The sequence below is a fragment of the Amycolatopsis sp. NPDC101161 genome, assembly GCF_044768185.1.
Classification (GTDB): domain Bacteria; phylum Actinomycetota; class Actinomycetes; order Mycobacteriales; family Pseudonocardiaceae; genus Amycolatopsis.
This window is the reverse complement of the sequence record NZ_JBIWPI010000002.1, coordinates 929,094-943,541: the sequence shown is the minus strand read 5'-3', so window position 1 is coordinate 943,541 and position 14,448 is coordinate 929,094. Positions and strand designations below refer to the sequence as shown.

At 71.0% G+C, this 14,448-nt stretch carries 13 protein-coding genes; 7 read left to right on the top strand and 6 right to left on the bottom strand.

The features are described from left to right. Positions 1–45 precede the first annotated feature (45 nt). Together ACIRSS_RS15610 and ACIRSS_RS15605 are read left to right on the top strand one after the other, a co-directional pair. The gene (locus tag ACIRSS_RS15610) at positions 46–1,569 is read left to right on the top strand and encodes an aldehyde dehydrogenase family protein (RefSeq protein WP_400895125.1); all 1,524 of its coding nucleotides are present in this window, start codon (positions 46–48) and stop codon (positions 1,567–1,569) included. Continuing rightward, a complete protein-coding gene (locus ACIRSS_RS15605) occupies positions 1,569–1,940 on the top strand; it encodes a DUF779 domain-containing protein (protein ID WP_400895122.1) in 372 nt (123 codons plus the stop codon). Before ACIRSS_RS15610 ends, ACIRSS_RS15605 begins: the two co-directional genes overlap by 1 nt. Here the strand turns inward: ACIRSS_RS15605 and ACIRSS_RS15600 are convergent. Next, positions 1,906–3,264, bottom strand: a complete 1,359-nt coding sequence (locus tag ACIRSS_RS15600) for a M20 family metallopeptidase (RefSeq protein ID WP_400895120.1) — start codon at positions 3,262–3,264, stop codon at positions 1,906–1,908. The two genes, ACIRSS_RS15605 and ACIRSS_RS15600, sit on opposite strands and share 35 nt — an antisense overlap. Positions 3,265–3,319: 55 nt before the next feature. Between ACIRSS_RS15600 and ACIRSS_RS15595 the strand changes: the two genes are divergently transcribed. After that, complete coding sequence (locus ACIRSS_RS15595) at positions 3,320–4,003, top strand: MOSC domain-containing protein (protein ID WP_400895117.1); 684 nt, start codon at positions 3,320–3,322, stop codon at positions 4,001–4,003. After that, positions 3,993–4,589 (top strand): TetR/AcrR family transcriptional regulator, encoded by a 597-nt coding sequence (locus ACIRSS_RS15590; RefSeq protein ID WP_400895114.1) that lies wholly within the window; start codon positions 3,993–3,995, stop codon positions 4,587–4,589. The genes ACIRSS_RS15595 and ACIRSS_RS15590 overlap by 11 nt, the downstream gene beginning before the upstream one ends. Here ACIRSS_RS15590 and ACIRSS_RS15585 read toward each other — a convergent pair whose 3' ends face one another. Then, positions 4,590–6,155, bottom strand: a complete 1,566-nt coding sequence (locus ACIRSS_RS15585; protein WP_400895112.1) for a beta-N-acetylhexosaminidase — start codon at positions 6,153–6,155, stop codon at positions 4,590–4,592. A gap of 65 nt (positions 6,156–6,220) precedes the next feature. Continuing rightward, a complete protein-coding gene (locus ACIRSS_RS15580) occupies positions 6,221–8,092 on the bottom strand; it encodes a propionyl-CoA synthetase (RefSeq protein WP_400895109.1) in 1,872 nt (623 codons plus the stop codon). Positions 8,093–8,277: 185 nt separating this feature from the next. Between ACIRSS_RS15580 and ACIRSS_RS15575 the strand changes: the two genes are divergently transcribed. Continuing rightward, a complete protein-coding gene (locus ACIRSS_RS15575) occupies positions 8,278–10,041 on the top strand; it encodes a serine/threonine-protein kinase (protein WP_400895107.1) in 1,764 nt (587 codons plus the stop codon). Here ACIRSS_RS15575 and ACIRSS_RS15570 read toward each other — a convergent pair. Next, positions 10,038–10,607, bottom strand: a complete 570-nt coding sequence (locus ACIRSS_RS15570; RefSeq protein WP_400895104.1) for a class I SAM-dependent methyltransferase — start codon at positions 10,605–10,607, stop codon at positions 10,038–10,040. The genes ACIRSS_RS15575 and ACIRSS_RS15570 overlap by 4 nt on opposite strands. A 76-nt stretch (positions 10,608–10,683) precedes the next feature. Between ACIRSS_RS15570 and ACIRSS_RS15565 the strand changes: the two genes are divergently transcribed. Further along, positions 10,684–11,397, top strand: a complete 714-nt coding sequence (locus ACIRSS_RS15565; RefSeq protein ID WP_400897480.1) for an AraC family transcriptional regulator — start codon at positions 10,684–10,686, stop codon at positions 11,395–11,397. A 1-nt stretch (position 11,398) separates the two neighbouring features. Here the strand turns inward: ACIRSS_RS15565 and ACIRSS_RS15560 are convergent, their stop codons facing one another. After that, positions 11,399–12,967, bottom strand: coding sequence for a dolichyl-phosphate-mannose--protein mannosyltransferase (locus tag ACIRSS_RS15560; protein ID WP_400895101.1), 1,569 nt, complete (start codon positions 12,965–12,967; stop codon positions 11,399–11,401). Positions 12,968–13,047: 80 nt separating this feature from the next. Here ACIRSS_RS15560 and rsmI point away from each other — a divergent pair, with 80 nt between their 5' ends. Continuing rightward, entirely contained in the window at positions 13,048–13,884 is an 837-nt protein-coding gene (gene rsmI, locus ACIRSS_RS15555) for a 16S rRNA (cytidine(1402)-2'-O)-methyltransferase (protein WP_400897478.1), read from the top strand. On the opposite strand, the gene ACIRSS_RS15550 is transcribed toward rsmI, so the two are convergent. Beyond that, the gene (locus ACIRSS_RS15550; protein WP_400895098.1) at positions 13,877–14,416 is read right to left on the bottom strand and encodes a QsdR family transcriptional regulator; all 540 of its coding nucleotides are present in this window, start codon (positions 14,414–14,416) and stop codon (positions 13,877–13,879) included. The two genes, rsmI and ACIRSS_RS15550, sit on opposite strands and share 8 nt — an antisense overlap. Positions 14,417–14,448 lie beyond the last annotated feature (32 nt).

Here is a 14,448-nt window from a genome sequence, read left to right as displayed (position 1 = left end):
GCCGCCATCAGCCCAACCGTCACTCCGAGCAACGAGGCAGGGAAGATGGTCCAGTACGCCGCACCGAACACCGAAGGCAGCGTCGTCAGCTACGAGACGCGCTACGACCACTACATCGGCGGCGAGTACGTACCGCCCGCGAGCGGCCAGTACTTCGAGAACCCGACGCCCGTCACCGGGAAGACCTTCTGCGAGATCGCCCGCGGCAACGCCGAGGACGTCGAGAAGGCGCTCGACGCGGCGCACGGCGCGGCGCCGGCGTGGGGCCGGACCTCGGCCGAGGAACGCGCGAACACCCTGCTGAAGATCGCCGACCGGATGGAGCAGAACCTCGAAGCGATCGCGGTCGCCGAGGCGTGGGAGAACGGCAAGCCGGTCCGCGAGACCCTGGCCGCCGACATCCCGCTGGCCATCGACCACTTCCGCTACTTCGCCGGCGCCCTGCGCGCCCAGGAGGGCGGCATCTCGCAGATCGACGAGAACACCGTCGCCTACCACTTCCACGAGCCGCTCGGCGTGGTCGCGCAGATCATCCCGTGGAACTTCCCGATCCTGATGGCGGTCTGGAAGCTCGCCCCGGCGCTGGCCGCGGGCAACGCGATCGTGCTCAAGCCGGCCGAGCAGACGCCGGCGTCGATCCACCTGCTGTTCTCGATCATCGGCGACCTGATCCCGCCGGGCGTGGTCAACATCGTCAACGGCTTCGGCGTCGAGGCCGGCAAGCCGCTCGCCTCCAGCAACCGCGTCCGGAAGGTCGCCTTCACCGGTGAGACGACGACCGGTCGGCTGATCCTGCAGTACGCCAGCGAAAACATCATCCCGGTGACCGTCGAGCTCGGCGGCAAGAGCCCGAACATCTTCTTCGACGACGTCGCCGCGCGGAACGACGACTTCTACAACAAGGCGCAGGAGGGCTTCGCGCTCTTCGCGCTCAACCAGGGCGAGGTCTGCACCTGCCCGTCGCGGGCGCTGATCCAGTCCGGCATCTACGACAAGTTCCTCGGCGACGGCGTCGAGCGCGTCCGCAAGATCAAGCAGGGCCACCCGCTCGACACCGAGACGATGATCGGCGCGCAGGCGTCCAACGACCAGCTCGAGAAGATCCTGTCCTACATCGACATCGGCAAGCAGGAAGGCGCCGAGATCCTCACCGGCGGCGTCCGGTCCGACCTCGGTGGCGAGCTGTCGGGCGGCTACTACGTCGAGCCGACGGTGTTCGCCGGCGACAACAAGATGCGGATCTTCCAGGAGGAGATCTTCGGCCCGGTCGTGTCGGTGGCGAAGTTCGACGACTACGCCGACGCCATGAAGATCGCCAACGACACGCTGTACGGCCTTGGCGCCGGCGTCTGGTCCCGCGACGGCAACACCGCCTACCGCGCCGGACGCGACATCCAGGCGGGCCGCGTCTGGGTGAACAACTACCACGCCTACCCGGCGCACGCGGCCTTCGGCGGCTACAAGGCGTCCGGCATCGGCCGCGAGAACCACAAGATGATGCTGGACCACTACCAGCAGACGAAGAACATGCTCGTCTCCTACTCCGACCAGGCGCTCGGGTTCTTCTGATGACGCAGCGCGCGGACTTGACACCGGCCGCCGCGGACCTGCTGCGGCGGTTGGTGTCGCTCCACGGGCCGGTGATGTTCCACCAGTCCGGCGGGTGCTGCGACGGGAGCGCCCCGATGTGCTACCCGGCCGGGGAGTTCAAGATCGGCGGCTCGGACGTCCGCTTGGGCGACCTCGAGGTCGAGGGCATCGACGACGTACCGGTGTGGATGTCCGGGCCGCAGTTCGAGTACTGGAAGCACACGCACCTGACGATCGACGTCGTGCCGGGTCGCGGGAGCGGATTTTCCTTGGAGGCGCCCGAAGGCGTGCGCTTCCTGATCCGCTCGCGGCTGCTCACCGACGAAGAGTCGGCGGCGCTGAACCGATAGCGCCGAACAACGCCGTGGCGAGCACCAGTCCTTCCCGGGCGACCGGGACGAGCAGGTGCTCGTCCGGCGCGTGCTGCCGGCAGCCGGGGTAGGAGTGCGGCAGCCACAGCGTCGCCAGCCCGAGGACGTCGGTGAAGACGTGGTTGGGCAGGCCGCCGCCGAAGCTGGGCAGGAGGGCGACGGGCTTCTCGACAACGGCGTCGAGGGCCTGTCGCGCCCAGGCCACCCACGGGTCGTCGACCGGCGTGCGGCTGGCGCGAAAACTGGCCTCGGTGGTCACCTCGATCATCGGGAACCCCTGCGCGGCAAGGTGTTCCCGGACCGTCGCGGTGACGTCGCCGACGTCGGTGCCCGCGACGTACCGCAGCTGCAGCACCGCGCGGGCGCGGCCGGGGATGGCGTTGACCGGGCGGTCGGCGTTCCCGGCGTCGAGCGCCAGCACCTCCAGGGTGTTCCAGCCGTAGAGCCGCTCGGCGGGGCTCATTCGCGGGTCGCCCCAGCCCTCGTCCGCCGCGTCGACGACGACGTCGGCCAGCGCTTCGCGGACGGACTCCGGCAGCTCCGGCGGCAGCAGCGCGGGCACCTGGATGCGGCCGTGGCCGTCGACGAGGCTCGCGATCGCCGCGGTCAGCGTCGTGGCCGGGTTGCGCAGGATGCCGCCCCAGTTCCCGGAGTGGGAGCCGCCCGGGCGCAGGTCGACGTCCAGGTCGATCCGGATTCCGCCGCGCGCGCCGAGGAACAACGTCGGCGTCGCGGCGTCGAGACGCGGGCCGTCGGAGGCGATGAGGACGTCCGCCTTCAGCAGGTCCTGCTCCTGCTCGGCGAACTCGGTGAGCCCTGGTGAGCCGATCTCCTCGCCGGTCTCGAAGAGGAACTTCAGGTTGAAGCCGAGGGTGCCGCGGGCTTCGAGGAGCAGCCGCAACGCCGTCAGGTTGATCAGGTGCTGGCCCTTGTTGTCGGCGGTGCCGCGGCCGTACCAGTGGTCGCCGTCCGCGGTGAGCGTCCACGGGTCGAGTCCTTCGCGCCACGGCCCGGCTTCCCCGACGACGTCGGCGTGGCCGTAGCAGAGCAACGTCGGGAGGTCTGTTCCTTCGGTGCGGACACCGACCAGGAACGGGCCGCCCGCCGGATCCGGGTTGGCGTGCTGGGTGACTTCGCAGTCGAGGCCGGTCAGCGCCGGAGTCAGGACTTCGTCGAGGTAGGCCTGGATCGCCGCGCGGCCCTCGGGGGCGTCGCTCACGGTGGGGTAGGCGACCAGCCGGGCGAGTTCGGCGAAGAACGCGCCGGAGTCGACGTGGGCGCGGGCCTGGTCGAGCAGTTCCATGACCGCCAGCCTAAAGACAGAAAACAATACGAACGGTCGTGCTATCTTCGGGAGCATGAACGTCGACAGCGTCTACGTGGGGGAACCGAGCGTCCTGGGGTACCGGCGGGAGCAGCCGGTGCTGAGCGGGATCACGAAGGCGCTGGTCACGGCGCCGGAGCTCAGGTTGACCGAGCTGAACCTCGACGGCGACCGGCAGGCCGACCTCACCGTGCACGGCGGCCCCGACAAGGCGGTCTACGTCTACCCGGCCGAGCACTACGCCGCCTGGCGTGAGGACGGCTTCGAGGTCGAGACGGCCGACTTCGGCGAGAACATCTCGCTGTCCGGCCTCACCGAGGACGACGTGCGGATCGGGGACGTCTGGGCCTGGGGCGACGCGCTCGTGCAGGTCTCGCAGCCGCGGTCGCCGTGCTACAAGCTCGCCATGAAGACCGGCCGCAAGGACATCACCCCGGCGATGATCGGCTCCGGGCGCAGCGGCTGGTACCTGCGCGTGCTGCGGCCGGGCACCGTGCCGACGTCCGGCGCGGTCGAGCTGGTCGAGCGCGCGGACGCGCCGACGGTCGCCGAGGTCTACGTCATCTCGTTCGCGAACTACGGGCAGCTGCCGCCCGAGCGCGTCGAGCCGGCGCTGGACTTCGCCGACCGCGTCCTCGCGACGCCGGCGCTGGCGGAGCAGTGGAGCGTCGGCATCCAGTCCACAGTGGACCGTTGGCGGGCGCGGCGTGCCGGTTGACGGCCGGGTCGCCCGCGGTGACGCGACCCGCCGCCTGGTGCTGCGCCGGGCGGCGGACGTCGCGTCGGTGGACGGCCTGGAGGGGCTGTCCCTCGGCAGGCTGGCCACCGAGCTGGAGCTGAGCAAGAGCGGCGTGTTCGCGTTGTTCGGTTCGAAGGAGGAGCTGCAGCTCGCGACGATCGAGGCGGCTTTCCGCATCTTCGAGGCGCACGTCGTGACGCCCGCCCGCGCGGTGGCGCCGGGGCTGCCGCGGCTGCGCGCGATCTGCGAGAACTGGCTGGACTACTCGGAAAACCGCGTGTTCCCGGGTGGGTGCTTCTTCTTCAACGTCGGCGCGGAGTTCGACGCGCGCCCCGGCCGGGTCCACGACGCGGTGGCGTCGGCGAGCGGCTCGTTCGCCGCGTTCATCCGCGAAACAGCTCGCGAAGCGGTCGCCCTCGGCCACTTGGACGCGGACGCGGAAGTCCTGGCGTTCGAGCTGCACGCCCTCGGCCGGGCGGCCAACGCCGACGCGGTGCTGAACGGTGGAACGCAGGCGTACGAGCTGGCCAGGCGAGCGATCCGCGCCCGCCTGGCCGGCGCGTAGCTACTTCCAGTCGACCTGCGGGCTCCGGTAGAAGTTGATGCCCTGGGCCGCCCAGCGCGGGGACTGCTTCGCCAGCCGCGCGCGGTAGGCGTCCCAGTTGTGCGTCGACTTCGGGGACCAGCCGATCTCCGCGATCCCCGGGAGCCGCGGGAACGCCATGTACTCGATGTCGGCGCTCGTGCGGATCGTCTCGGTCCACAGCGGCGCCTCGACACCTGCCACCTGCTTCTCGCCGACACCGGTCACCAGCGACGCCGGATCCCAGTTGTAGCCGTCCTTGACCTCGATCAGCGCCGCCCAGTCCTGGCCCAGCGGCGTCTGCTCGGTGTACTTCATGTCCAGGTACGCGTAGTTCGCCGGCGACATCAGGATCTTGCTGCCGCGCGCCGCGGCGGCCGCGACGCTCGGGTTGTCGCCGCCGAAGTCCCAGTACTGCGGGACCGCCGACGCGGGCGGGTCCGACTTCGCGATCTCGTGCCAGCCGGTGACCTTCTTGCCGTACTTGGCGACGATCGGCTGCACCTTCTTCTCGAACGCGATGTAGTCGGCGGGCGGCGTCGAGTGCGCCTCGTCGCCGCCGATGTGCAGGTACGGCCCGGGGGTGATGGCCGCCAGCTCGCGGACGACGTCCTCGACGAACTTGTACGTGGTCGGCGAGGAGATGCACAGCGAGCTGTAGCCGACCTCGGTGTCCGTGCGCACCGGGACGGCCTTGCCGTCGCAGTTCAGCTCCGCGTAAGTCGACTGCGCCGCGTTCGTGTGGCCCGGCATGTCGATCTCGGGGATCACCGTGATGTGCCGCGAAGCCGCGTACGCGACGATGTCCTGGTACTGCGCCTGGGTGTAGTAGCCGCCCGGGTCGCCGTCGACGGCGGTCTTGCCGCCGACCGTCGCGAGCTTCGGCCAGCTCTTGATCTCGATGCGCCAGCCCTGGTCGTCCGCGAGGTGCAGGTGCAGGGTGTTGATCTTGTACTGGGCGATCTGGTCGACGTACCGCTTGACCTGGTCGGGCTTGAAGAAGTGCCGGGCGACGTCGAGCATCGCGCCGCGCTCGCCGAAGCGCGGGTAGTCGAGGATCGTCCCGCCGGCGACGGTCCACGTCCGGTGCTGGACGCGCTTCGCGTCGATCGCCGACGGCAGCAGCTGCCGCAGCGACTGGACGCCCTCGAAGAGCCCGTCCGCGGTGTTGGCCTTGAGCGAGACGCCGTCGCGGGCGACCTTCAGCTCGTAACCCTCGGTGCCGATCCGGGAGTCGTGGCCCAGCTGCAGCGAAATCGCGGGCAGGCCGGCGGCGTGCGGCACGACCGGCAGTGGGTAGCCGGTCGCCGGGCGCAGCAGGCCGCGCAGGTAGTCCGCGACCTGGCCGGCGTCGCGGCCGGCGCTGATCACGGTCGACGGCGTCAGCTTGAAGCCGCCCTTCGGGTCGGCTTTGGCCGAGACGGGCGCCGGGACGACGTCGGTCACGCTGCGTTCCGGGGCGGCCGGCGCGGCCACCGCGGCAGCGGGGACGCCGACCGCCGTGAGACTCACGATCGCCGCGGTCAAGACGGCTCTGGACAAGCGCATCAGGGCACCTCCGGTCGGGGACTCCTCCCAAAGGTACAGACCAGAGGGGCCATTTGGAACAGTCCTTAACGAAGGGCCTGCCGGATCGCCTCGAGCACGCTCGGGTCTTCGATCGTGGACGGCACGGCCTCGTCGCGGCCGTCGGCGATCGCGCGCATGGTCTTGCGCAGGATCTTCCCGGACCGCGTCTTCGGCAGTGCGTCCACAATGGACACGTCGCGGAACGCGGCGACCGGCCCGATGTCCCGGCGCACGAGCGCCACCAGCTCGTCGCGCAGCCGGTCTTCGGCGATGTCCGCGCCCGCCTTGAGCACGACGAACCCGCGGGGCAGCTGCCCCTTGAGCTGGTCGGCGACGCCGATGACGGCGCACTCGGCGACGGCCGGGTGCGACGCCAGCACGGCCTCCATCGAACCCGTCGAAAGCCGGTGGCCGGCGACGTTGATGACGTCGTCGGTGCGCCCCATGACGAACAGGTAGCCGTCTTCGTCGAGGTAGCCGGAGTCGCCGGTCAGGTAGTAGCCGTCGTAGCGGGAGAGGTAGGCCTCGCGGTAGCGCTCGTCGTCGCCCCACAGCGTCGGCAGCGAGCCGGGCGGCAGGGGCAGCTTGACCGTGATGGCGCCTTCACGCCCGGCCGGCAGCTCGTCGCCCGCCTGGTCGAGGATCCGGACGTCCCAGCCGGGGACGGGCTTGGTCGCCGAGCCCGGCTTGACCTCCATCGGCTCCAGGCCGCGCGGGTTGGCCGCGATCGGCCAGCCGGTCTCGGTCTGCCACCAGTGGTCGATCACCGGCGTGCCGAGCTTCTCGTGCGCCCAGTGGTAGGTCTCCGGGTCGAGCCGCTCGCCGGCCATGAAGAGCGTCCCGAACGCCTTGAGGTCGTACTTCGGCAGCTCGACGGCGTCCGGGTCGACCTTCTTGATGGCCCGCAGCGCGGTCGGCGCGGTGAACAGCGCCTGGACGCCGTGCTCGGCGATGACCCGCCAGAACGCGCCCGCGTCCGGCGTGCCGACCGGCTTGCCCTCGTACATGACCGAAGTCGCGCCGACCAGCAGCGGCGCGTAGACGATGTAGGAGTGCCCGACGACCCAGCCGACGTCGGACGCCGTCCACCAGACGTCGCCGGCGTGGACGTCGTAGACGGCGTCCATCGAGTAGGCGAGCGCGACGGCGTGGCCGCCGGTGTCGCGCACGACGCCCTTCGGCTTCCCGGTGGTCCCGGACGTGTAGAGGATGTAGAGCGGGTCGGTGGCCGCGACCGGCACCGGGTCGGCCGGGGTGGCGGCGGCCGCCAGCTCGCGCCAGTCGAGGTCCCGCTTGCCCAGCTGGGCCGGCGCCTGCTCGCGCTGCAGCACGACGACGTGGTCCGGCTGGTGCTCCGTCATGCCGAGGGCGGCGTCGATGATCGGCTTGTACTCGACGACCCGCGTCGGCTCGATGCCGCAGGACGCCGCGAGGATCACCTTGGGTTTGGCGTCCTCGATCCGCGCCGCCAGCTCCTTGGGCGCGAAGCCGCCGAAGACCACCGAGTGCACCGCGCCGATCCGCGCGCAGGCCAGCATCGCGATCGCCGCCTCGGGCACCATCGGCAGGTAGACGATCACGCGGTCACCCTTGGTGACCCCCAGCGAGCTGAGCGCACCGGCGAACCGCGCGACCGTGTCCCGGAGCTCCTCGTAGGTGTATGTCCGTTGCTTCCCGGTCACGGGAGAGTCCCAGATCAGTGCGGCCTGACCGCCGCGGCCGGCCTCGACGTGCCGGTCGAGGGCGTTGTAGGAGGTGTTCAGCTCGGCGTCCGGGAACCACCGGTAGAAGGGCGGGTTCGAGTCGTCCAACGCCCGTTCCGGAGCCTTCGTCCAGCTGATTTTCTCCGCCGCGGCCAGCCAAAACGCTTCCGGGTCCGTCAGGCTGCGCCGGTAGGCCTCGGAGTACGCGCCCATTGCCGCTCCTTCACGTCGAACATCCGCGCCGGCCCCCATCATGACGCGGGAGCGGCGGGCTCGCCGGATTCCGGGCAGCCTGAAGACCCGGCAACCTCACGGCGGCCGGCTGCGTCCTAAGCTGGACCGCGGGGAAACGCCGCGTGGCGGTACGACGTGAATACGGACAGTGAGGGGATCCGGCGGTGAACGGACTCGCGAGCGCGTTGCTCTCGCTAGCCCATTCCTTGTTCGGCCCGGGCTTCTGCCCCGGCGACTGGGTCTGGGCCACGAGTGCGGCCGGCGCGCTCGTCGCGCTGATCCCGCCCATCGGCGCGCTGGCCGTGTCGATCATCCGGAAGGGCACCGGCAACCGCTACGACGCCACGACGCTGGGGGTCTTCGCCGCGATCGGCCTGGTCACCGCGCTGGTGCTGCCGTGGCTGCTGTCCAACGGCGTCTCGGGCGTCTACCGCGCCGCGTTCACCAAGGGGAAGACCGGCCTGTCCGCGACCGAGCTTTCGACGCTGCGGGGCCCCGGTGGTTGCTGGGTCAATTCCCAGGTGGACTACCTGGGCGGCCGGCAGACCGTCTTCGACGTCTTTTCCGCCCGCAGCACCGGCCCCGACGACCTGCCGTTCTTCGTGTACCTGGTCGCGTTCGCGGTGCTGGGTGCCGGTTCGCTGCTGTTCGTGATGCTGCAGGGCCGCACGGCCTTCCGCCGCGGCCCGAAGTGGCCGTCGCGGTTCTTCTGGATCCCGTTCGCCGCGATGCTGGTGTTCAGCGTCGGCATGGAGGCGAACACCGCGCTGCACTTCTTCCTGGGTTTCCTGCCGTTCAGCGTGCTGGGCCTGATCCCGGTCGCGATGGTCGGGCCGCCGCCGTGGTCGGTGATCAACCGGTCCGACGCGCCGCCGCGGCGCGAGCAGGAGCCGCAGGGCCCGCCGCCGTCGCAGGTCCAGCCGCGCCCGACCCCACCGCCGCCCCCTCCGCCACCGGTCAACCGGCCGTACCCGAAGACGGCGCTGGCGTCCGCGCCCGAGCCCCCGCCGATGGCCGGCGCGCTGGCCGCGGCCCCGGGTCCGATCCCGCCGCCGCCCGGCTCCCGCAACGCCGGCGGCAGCCGCTACCGCCGCGTCAAGCAGCTCGGCGCGGGTGGGTTCGGCACGGTCTGGCAGGCCGTCGACACCCAGCTCAACCGCACGGTCGCGCTGAAGATCGCGCACGCGCCGGACCGCGACACCGCCGAGCGCATGCAGCGCGAGGCCCGCGCGCTGGCCGTCGTCAGCCACCCCAACTGCGTCAAGGTCTACGACCTGGCCGAGGAGCCGGACGGCCTCGCGCTGGTCATGGAGTACCTCGAAGGCCGGCCGCTGGCCGAGCTGGTCGACGGCCAGGGCCCGCTCGACGACGTCGCGGCCGGCCGCCTGTGGGCGACGATGGCGGGCGCGCTCGCCGCGGCGCACGAGAAGGGCGTCCTGCACCGCGACATCAAGCCGTCGAACGTCATCCTCGACCCGAGCGGCCTGGCCCACCTGATCGACTTCGGCATCGCCCGCAGCCAGGGCGACTCGAAGATGACGGCGACGGGCATGATGATCGGCACGCCCGACTTCGTGGCCCCGGAGCAGGCAATGGGCGCGGCCGCGTCGCCGGCGTCCGACGCGTGGCAGCTGGCGGCGACGATCAGCTACGCCCTCTCCGGCCAGCCCCCGCGGGGCACCCGCGAGACCCCGATGGCGGCCCTGATGGCGGCGGCGCGGGCCGAACCGGTGACGCGGCTGCCCCAGCGAAGCGCACACGCGCGGCTGCTGGCGGCTTCGCTGGACCCGGAGCCACGACGGCGTCCGACGCTGAACGCCGTGCGGCGCGAGGTCGAGGGCTGGCTGTCGCGGGCCGGCAAGTCGCCCGACGGCCCGGTGACGCGGGTGGTGCCGCGCCAGCCGGGGAACCAGCTGCCCCGCCGCTAACCGGGCTTCACGGCCTCGAAGATCAGCAGCTCCTTCGGGTGGTGCTGGACCTCCACCTGCTCGAAGCCCGCCTTTTCGAGGCGCGCCGGGAACGTCGCCGCGTCGACGACGTTCATCGTGTCCCCGAGGTGCAGCAGGCGGAACCTGAGGTTGAGCTGGCCGTCGCTGCCGCAGTACGCGCCGCCCGGGCGCAGGACCCGCGCGGCCTCGGCGAAGATCGCGTCCTGCAGCTCCTTCGTCGGGACGTGGTGCAGCATCGTGAAGCAGACGACGGCGGAGAACCTGTTCGCTTCGAACGGCATCTCGGCGCCGCTGCCCTCGACGACCTCGGCGCGGTCCCCGTACTTCGCCCGCAGCAGCTCGCTCGACGCGGGGTCGATCTCCAGGACCGTCAGCTTCGGGACCGCCTTGAGCAGCACGTTCGTGGTGGCGCCGAAGCCGGGGCCGATCTCGAGGACGTCGTCGCCGAGGTCGCGCTCCTTCAGCCACGGCGTCAGGCGTTCCTCGACGGTGGCCGCCCACTTCTCCGAGCTGCAGATCTTGCGGTGGATCAGGTTCATCGGCATGCGTCCGACGCTATTTCGGCACGCGAGTGGCCGGTAGCCGATAGCCTGCCAAGTGATGTCGCGAAACAGCCAAGCCATGCTGCTCGGCGAGGTCGACCTGCCCGCCGGCACCTGGTTCCCCTGGCACGAGCACCCGGTCCACCAGCTGGTCTGGTCGGCCCGCGGCGTCGTCGCGGTCAGGGCGGGCGACGCGGGCTGGGTTCTCCCGCCGACCCGCGCGCTGTGGATGCCGGCGGGCGTCCAGCACCGCACGGGCGCGCTCGGCCGGGCGGCGCTGCGCGGCATCTACGCCGACCCCGCGCTGTCCCCGGTGTCGTGGCCCGCGCCGCGGATGGTGGTGGTCCGCCCGCTGCTGCGCGAACTCCTGGAGTACCTGACCGGCGACGGCGTGGCCCCGGACGCACGGTTGCGCGCCGAGGCGGTGGCGTTCGACCTGCTGGAACCCCTCGACGTCGTCCCGATCGTGGTGCCGTCGCCGGCCGACCCGCGGGCCCGCGACGTCGAGCGTGCGGTGGTCGCGAACCCGGCGGACCCGCGCAGCCTCGCAGAGTTCGGCCGCGACGTCGGCGCGGCGGAGCGCACGCTGGCGCGCATCTTCGTCCGCGAGTGCCGGATGCCGTTCGGAACGTGGCGCACCCAGGTGCGGCTGCGTGCGGCGCTGCCCCTGCTGGCCCAGGGCGCACCGATGGAGACGGTGGCGCACCGGGTGGGCTACAGCTCGGCGAGCGCGTTCGTCGCGGCCTTCCGGCGCGCGGTGGGCGTCACGCCGGGGTCGTACTTCGCCGGCTGAGCTACCGCCAGGACGGCAGCCAGCGTTCGGCCTCCCACTGGCCGGTCGTGATCGCGACGCCGTTCAGGATCGGCCACAGCCAGGCGAAGTTCGCCACCACCAGCCCGACGTACAGGCTGACCACGAGCAGACCGGTCCCGCGTCTCTCGAACCCGCGCCGCGCGCTGCCCAAGATCTGGCCGAGGCACAACGTCAACCCCAGTACCAGGAACGCGGCCAGCGGTGTCGCGTAGAAGAAGTACATCTGGCGGTCGATGTTGGTGAACCAGAAGACGTACCCGCCGAGGTAGCCCACCAGCACTGCCGCGTAGCGCCAGTCCGCGCGGAACACCGAGCGCCACACCGACCAGCCCAGCATCGGGATCGCCAGCCACCACATCGCCGGCGTGCCGATCAGCATCGTCGCGCTGACGCAGCGGGCCTCGCCGCAGCCGGTGACGTCGCCGTCGTAGCTGTAGAGCATCGGGCGCAGCCCCATCGGCCACGTCCACGGCTTCGACTCCCACGGGTGCGGGTTGTCCTTCGGCGTGACCAGCGTTTCGTGGAAGTGCAGGACGTTGCCGGTGTAGTCGGCCAGCGAGCGCAGCGACGCCGGGACCCACGACCAGAAACCCGGCGCGATGTCCTTGATCTCCGTGTAGTGCCGGTCGGTCGCCGTCTCGCTCGCGAACCACGCCCAGTACGCGCCGAGGTACATCAGGAACGGGATGAGCAGGATCGCCCAGAGCGCCGGCAGCACGTCGCGGCGGATCGTGCCGAGCCACGGGCGTTCGACGCCGGCCGCGCGCCGCGCCGCGACGTCGAAGAACACGCACAGCAGCCCGAACGCGACGATGTAGTACAGCGCCGACCACTTCACGCCGAAGGTCAGCCCGATCATCAGCCCGGTCGCGAACCGCCACCAGCGGAAACCGAGCTTGGGGCCCCAGACGGACTCGTTGACCCAGCCTTCGCGGACCGCCGTCGCGAGGCGCTCGCGCACCTGGTCGCGGTCGACGAGCAGGCAGGCGAACGCGGCGAGCACGAACAGCGCGATGAAGATGTCCAGCATGCCCATGCGCGACTGCAGGTGCAGCACGCCGTCGCTGATCACCAGGATGCCCGCGATGCCGCCGAGCAGCGTCGAGCGCGTCAGGCGGCGGGCGACGCGGATGGTCAGGAAGATGATGAGGGTGCCCGCCAGCGCGGGCATGATCCGCCAGCCCCAGCCGTTGTAGCCGAACAGCCATTCGCCGATCGCGATCAGCTGCTTGGCCAGCGGCGGGTGGACGACCAGCTCGTAGCCGTAGTTGTCCTCGTAACCGCCGTTGCGCAGCACCTGCCACGCCTGCGGCACGTAGTGCTTCTCGTCGAAGACCGGGCTGCCCTTGTCCGTAGGCACGCCGAGGTTCTGCAGCCGGACGATGCCGCCGATCACGGTCAGCACGAGGGTGACGACCCAGCCGCGCAACCGGTCGGTCGGCATGCCGCGGCCGAGCAGGGTCACTTCGCGGTCGGTCGGCGGCCGGAGCGCCTCGACCGGGTCCGGCCGGACGCTCTCGTCGTCGGCACGGGTCAGCACGGCGGTCACGGGGGCGATCCTACGGGCGCGGCGGGGCGTGCGTCGTCGGGATCCGCTGATCAGCCTAGGCTGGCCGGGTGAGTCCCTCGCTGCTTCCCGGCCGGCTCGTCCTGGCCGCGACCCCGCTCGGCGACGTCCGCGACGCCTCGCCCCGCCTGGCGGAAGCACTGGCGGAAGCCGACGTCATCGCGGCGGAGGACACCCGGCGCCTGCGGTCGCTGACGTCCGCCCTGGAGGTGACCCCACGCGGCCGCGTGGTGAGCTTCTACGAGGACGTCGAGACGGCGCGCCTGCCCAAGTTGCTCGAATCGTTACGCGCGGGCGAGACGGTGGTGCTGGTGACGGACGCCGGTATGCCCAGTGTGTCCGATCCGGGCTTCCGCCTGGTGTCGGCTTGTGTGGCTGCTTCTCTTCCGGTGACGTGCCTGCCCGGCCCGTCCGCGGTGACCACGGCGCTCGCTTTGTCCGGTTTGCCGTGCGACCGGTTTTGTTTCGAGGGTTTCGCGCCGCGCAAGCCCGGGGAGCGGACCCGGTGGTTGTCGTCGTTGGTGTCCGAGCCCCGGACGGTGGTGTTCTTCGAGTCCCCGCACCGGTTGGCGTCGTTGCTGGCGGACGCGGCTTCGGTGCTGGGTGCGTCCCGCCAGGCCGCGGTGTGCCGGGAGCTGACGAAGACGTATGAAGAGGTGAAGCGGGGTTCGCTGTCCTCGCTCGCCGAGTGGGCCGCGGAGGGCGTGCGCGGAGAGATCACGGTGGTGCTGGCGGGGGCGGAGCCGCGGTCGGTTTCGGTAGCGGATTTGGTGGGCGAAGTGACTTCCCGCGTGGAGGCCGGCGAGCGCTTGAAGTCCGCGGCGGCGGAGGTCGCCGAGGCCGCGGGAGTGTCCAAAAAGGAGCTTTACGACGCCGTGCTGGCCTCGCGGATCAAGTGAGCAGCGCCGTCACTGCCGCGTGTGCCTTCTCCGCGTCCGGCGCATCCCCGGTGATCACGTCCGTGTACACGAACGACTCACCTATCCGCACCAGCAGATAAGCCAAGTCCGGCACCGGCAACGGCGGGTTCAACCTCCCCGCCGAGACCTCACCCTCCAAAAGCGACTGCAACTCCGCTGTCGTCCGTTGTTGGCAAACGCTTGCGCGCGTGGTCAACAGCCTCAACGCCCGCTCTGGCTCCCGACGAAGGAAGTCCCGGAACGGCGGCGACTCATTCGCGAACCGGACATACCCGCTCACGAAGTCCGCCACCCCCGCCGCCCCTCGGCCGACGCACGAAGGCCACAGCCGGGCAATCGAGGCGGACGACAGGGACCACAGGATCTCGCCGAGCAACAGGTCCCGGGACCCGACCCGGCGGTGCAGCGTCGCGCGGCTGATGGACAGCGCCTCCGCCAGCTCGCCCATGTCCACCCTCCGGCCGGCCAGGAACCAGTCGCGGGCGAGGTCGAACGCAGCTGCGTGAGACATATGTCAGAATGTCTCACATCGAGCGGCGGACG

What these genes read in the sequence shown, in the direction of transcription:
- ACIRSS_RS15610 (WP_400895125.1), top strand. Translation starts at nt 46, where the DNA reads ATGGTCCAGTACGCCGCACCGAACACCGAAGGCAGCGTCGTCAGCTAC.
- ACIRSS_RS15605 (WP_400895122.1), top strand. Translation starts at nt 1,569, where the DNA reads ATGACGCAGCGCGCGGACTTGACACCGGCCGCCGCGGACCTGCTGCGG.
- ACIRSS_RS15600 (WP_400895120.1), bottom strand. Translation starts at nt 3,264, where the DNA reads ATGGAACTGCTCGACCAGGCCCGCGCCCACGTCGACTCCGGCGCGTTC.
- ACIRSS_RS15595 (WP_400895117.1), top strand. Translation starts at nt 3,320, where the DNA reads ATGAACGTCGACAGCGTCTACGTGGGGGAACCGAGCGTCCTGGGGTAC.
- ACIRSS_RS15585 (WP_400895112.1), bottom strand. Translation starts at nt 6,155, where the DNA reads ATGCGCTTGTCCAGAGCCGTCTTGACCGCGGCGATCGTGAGTCTCACG.
- ACIRSS_RS15580 (WP_400895109.1), bottom strand. Translation starts at nt 8,092, where the DNA reads ATGGGCGCGTACTCCGAGGCCTACCGGCGCAGCCTGACGGACCCGGAA.
- ACIRSS_RS15570 (WP_400895104.1), bottom strand. Translation starts at nt 10,607, where the DNA reads ATGCCGATGAACCTGATCCACCGCAAGATCTGCAGCTCGGAGAAGTGG.
- ACIRSS_RS15565 (WP_400897480.1), top strand. Translation starts at nt 10,684, where the DNA reads ATGCTGCTCGGCGAGGTCGACCTGCCCGCCGGCACCTGGTTCCCCTGG.
- ACIRSS_RS15550 (WP_400895098.1), bottom strand. Translation starts at nt 14,416, where the DNA reads ATGTCTCACGCAGCTGCGTTCGACCTCGCCCGCGACTGGTTCCTGGCC.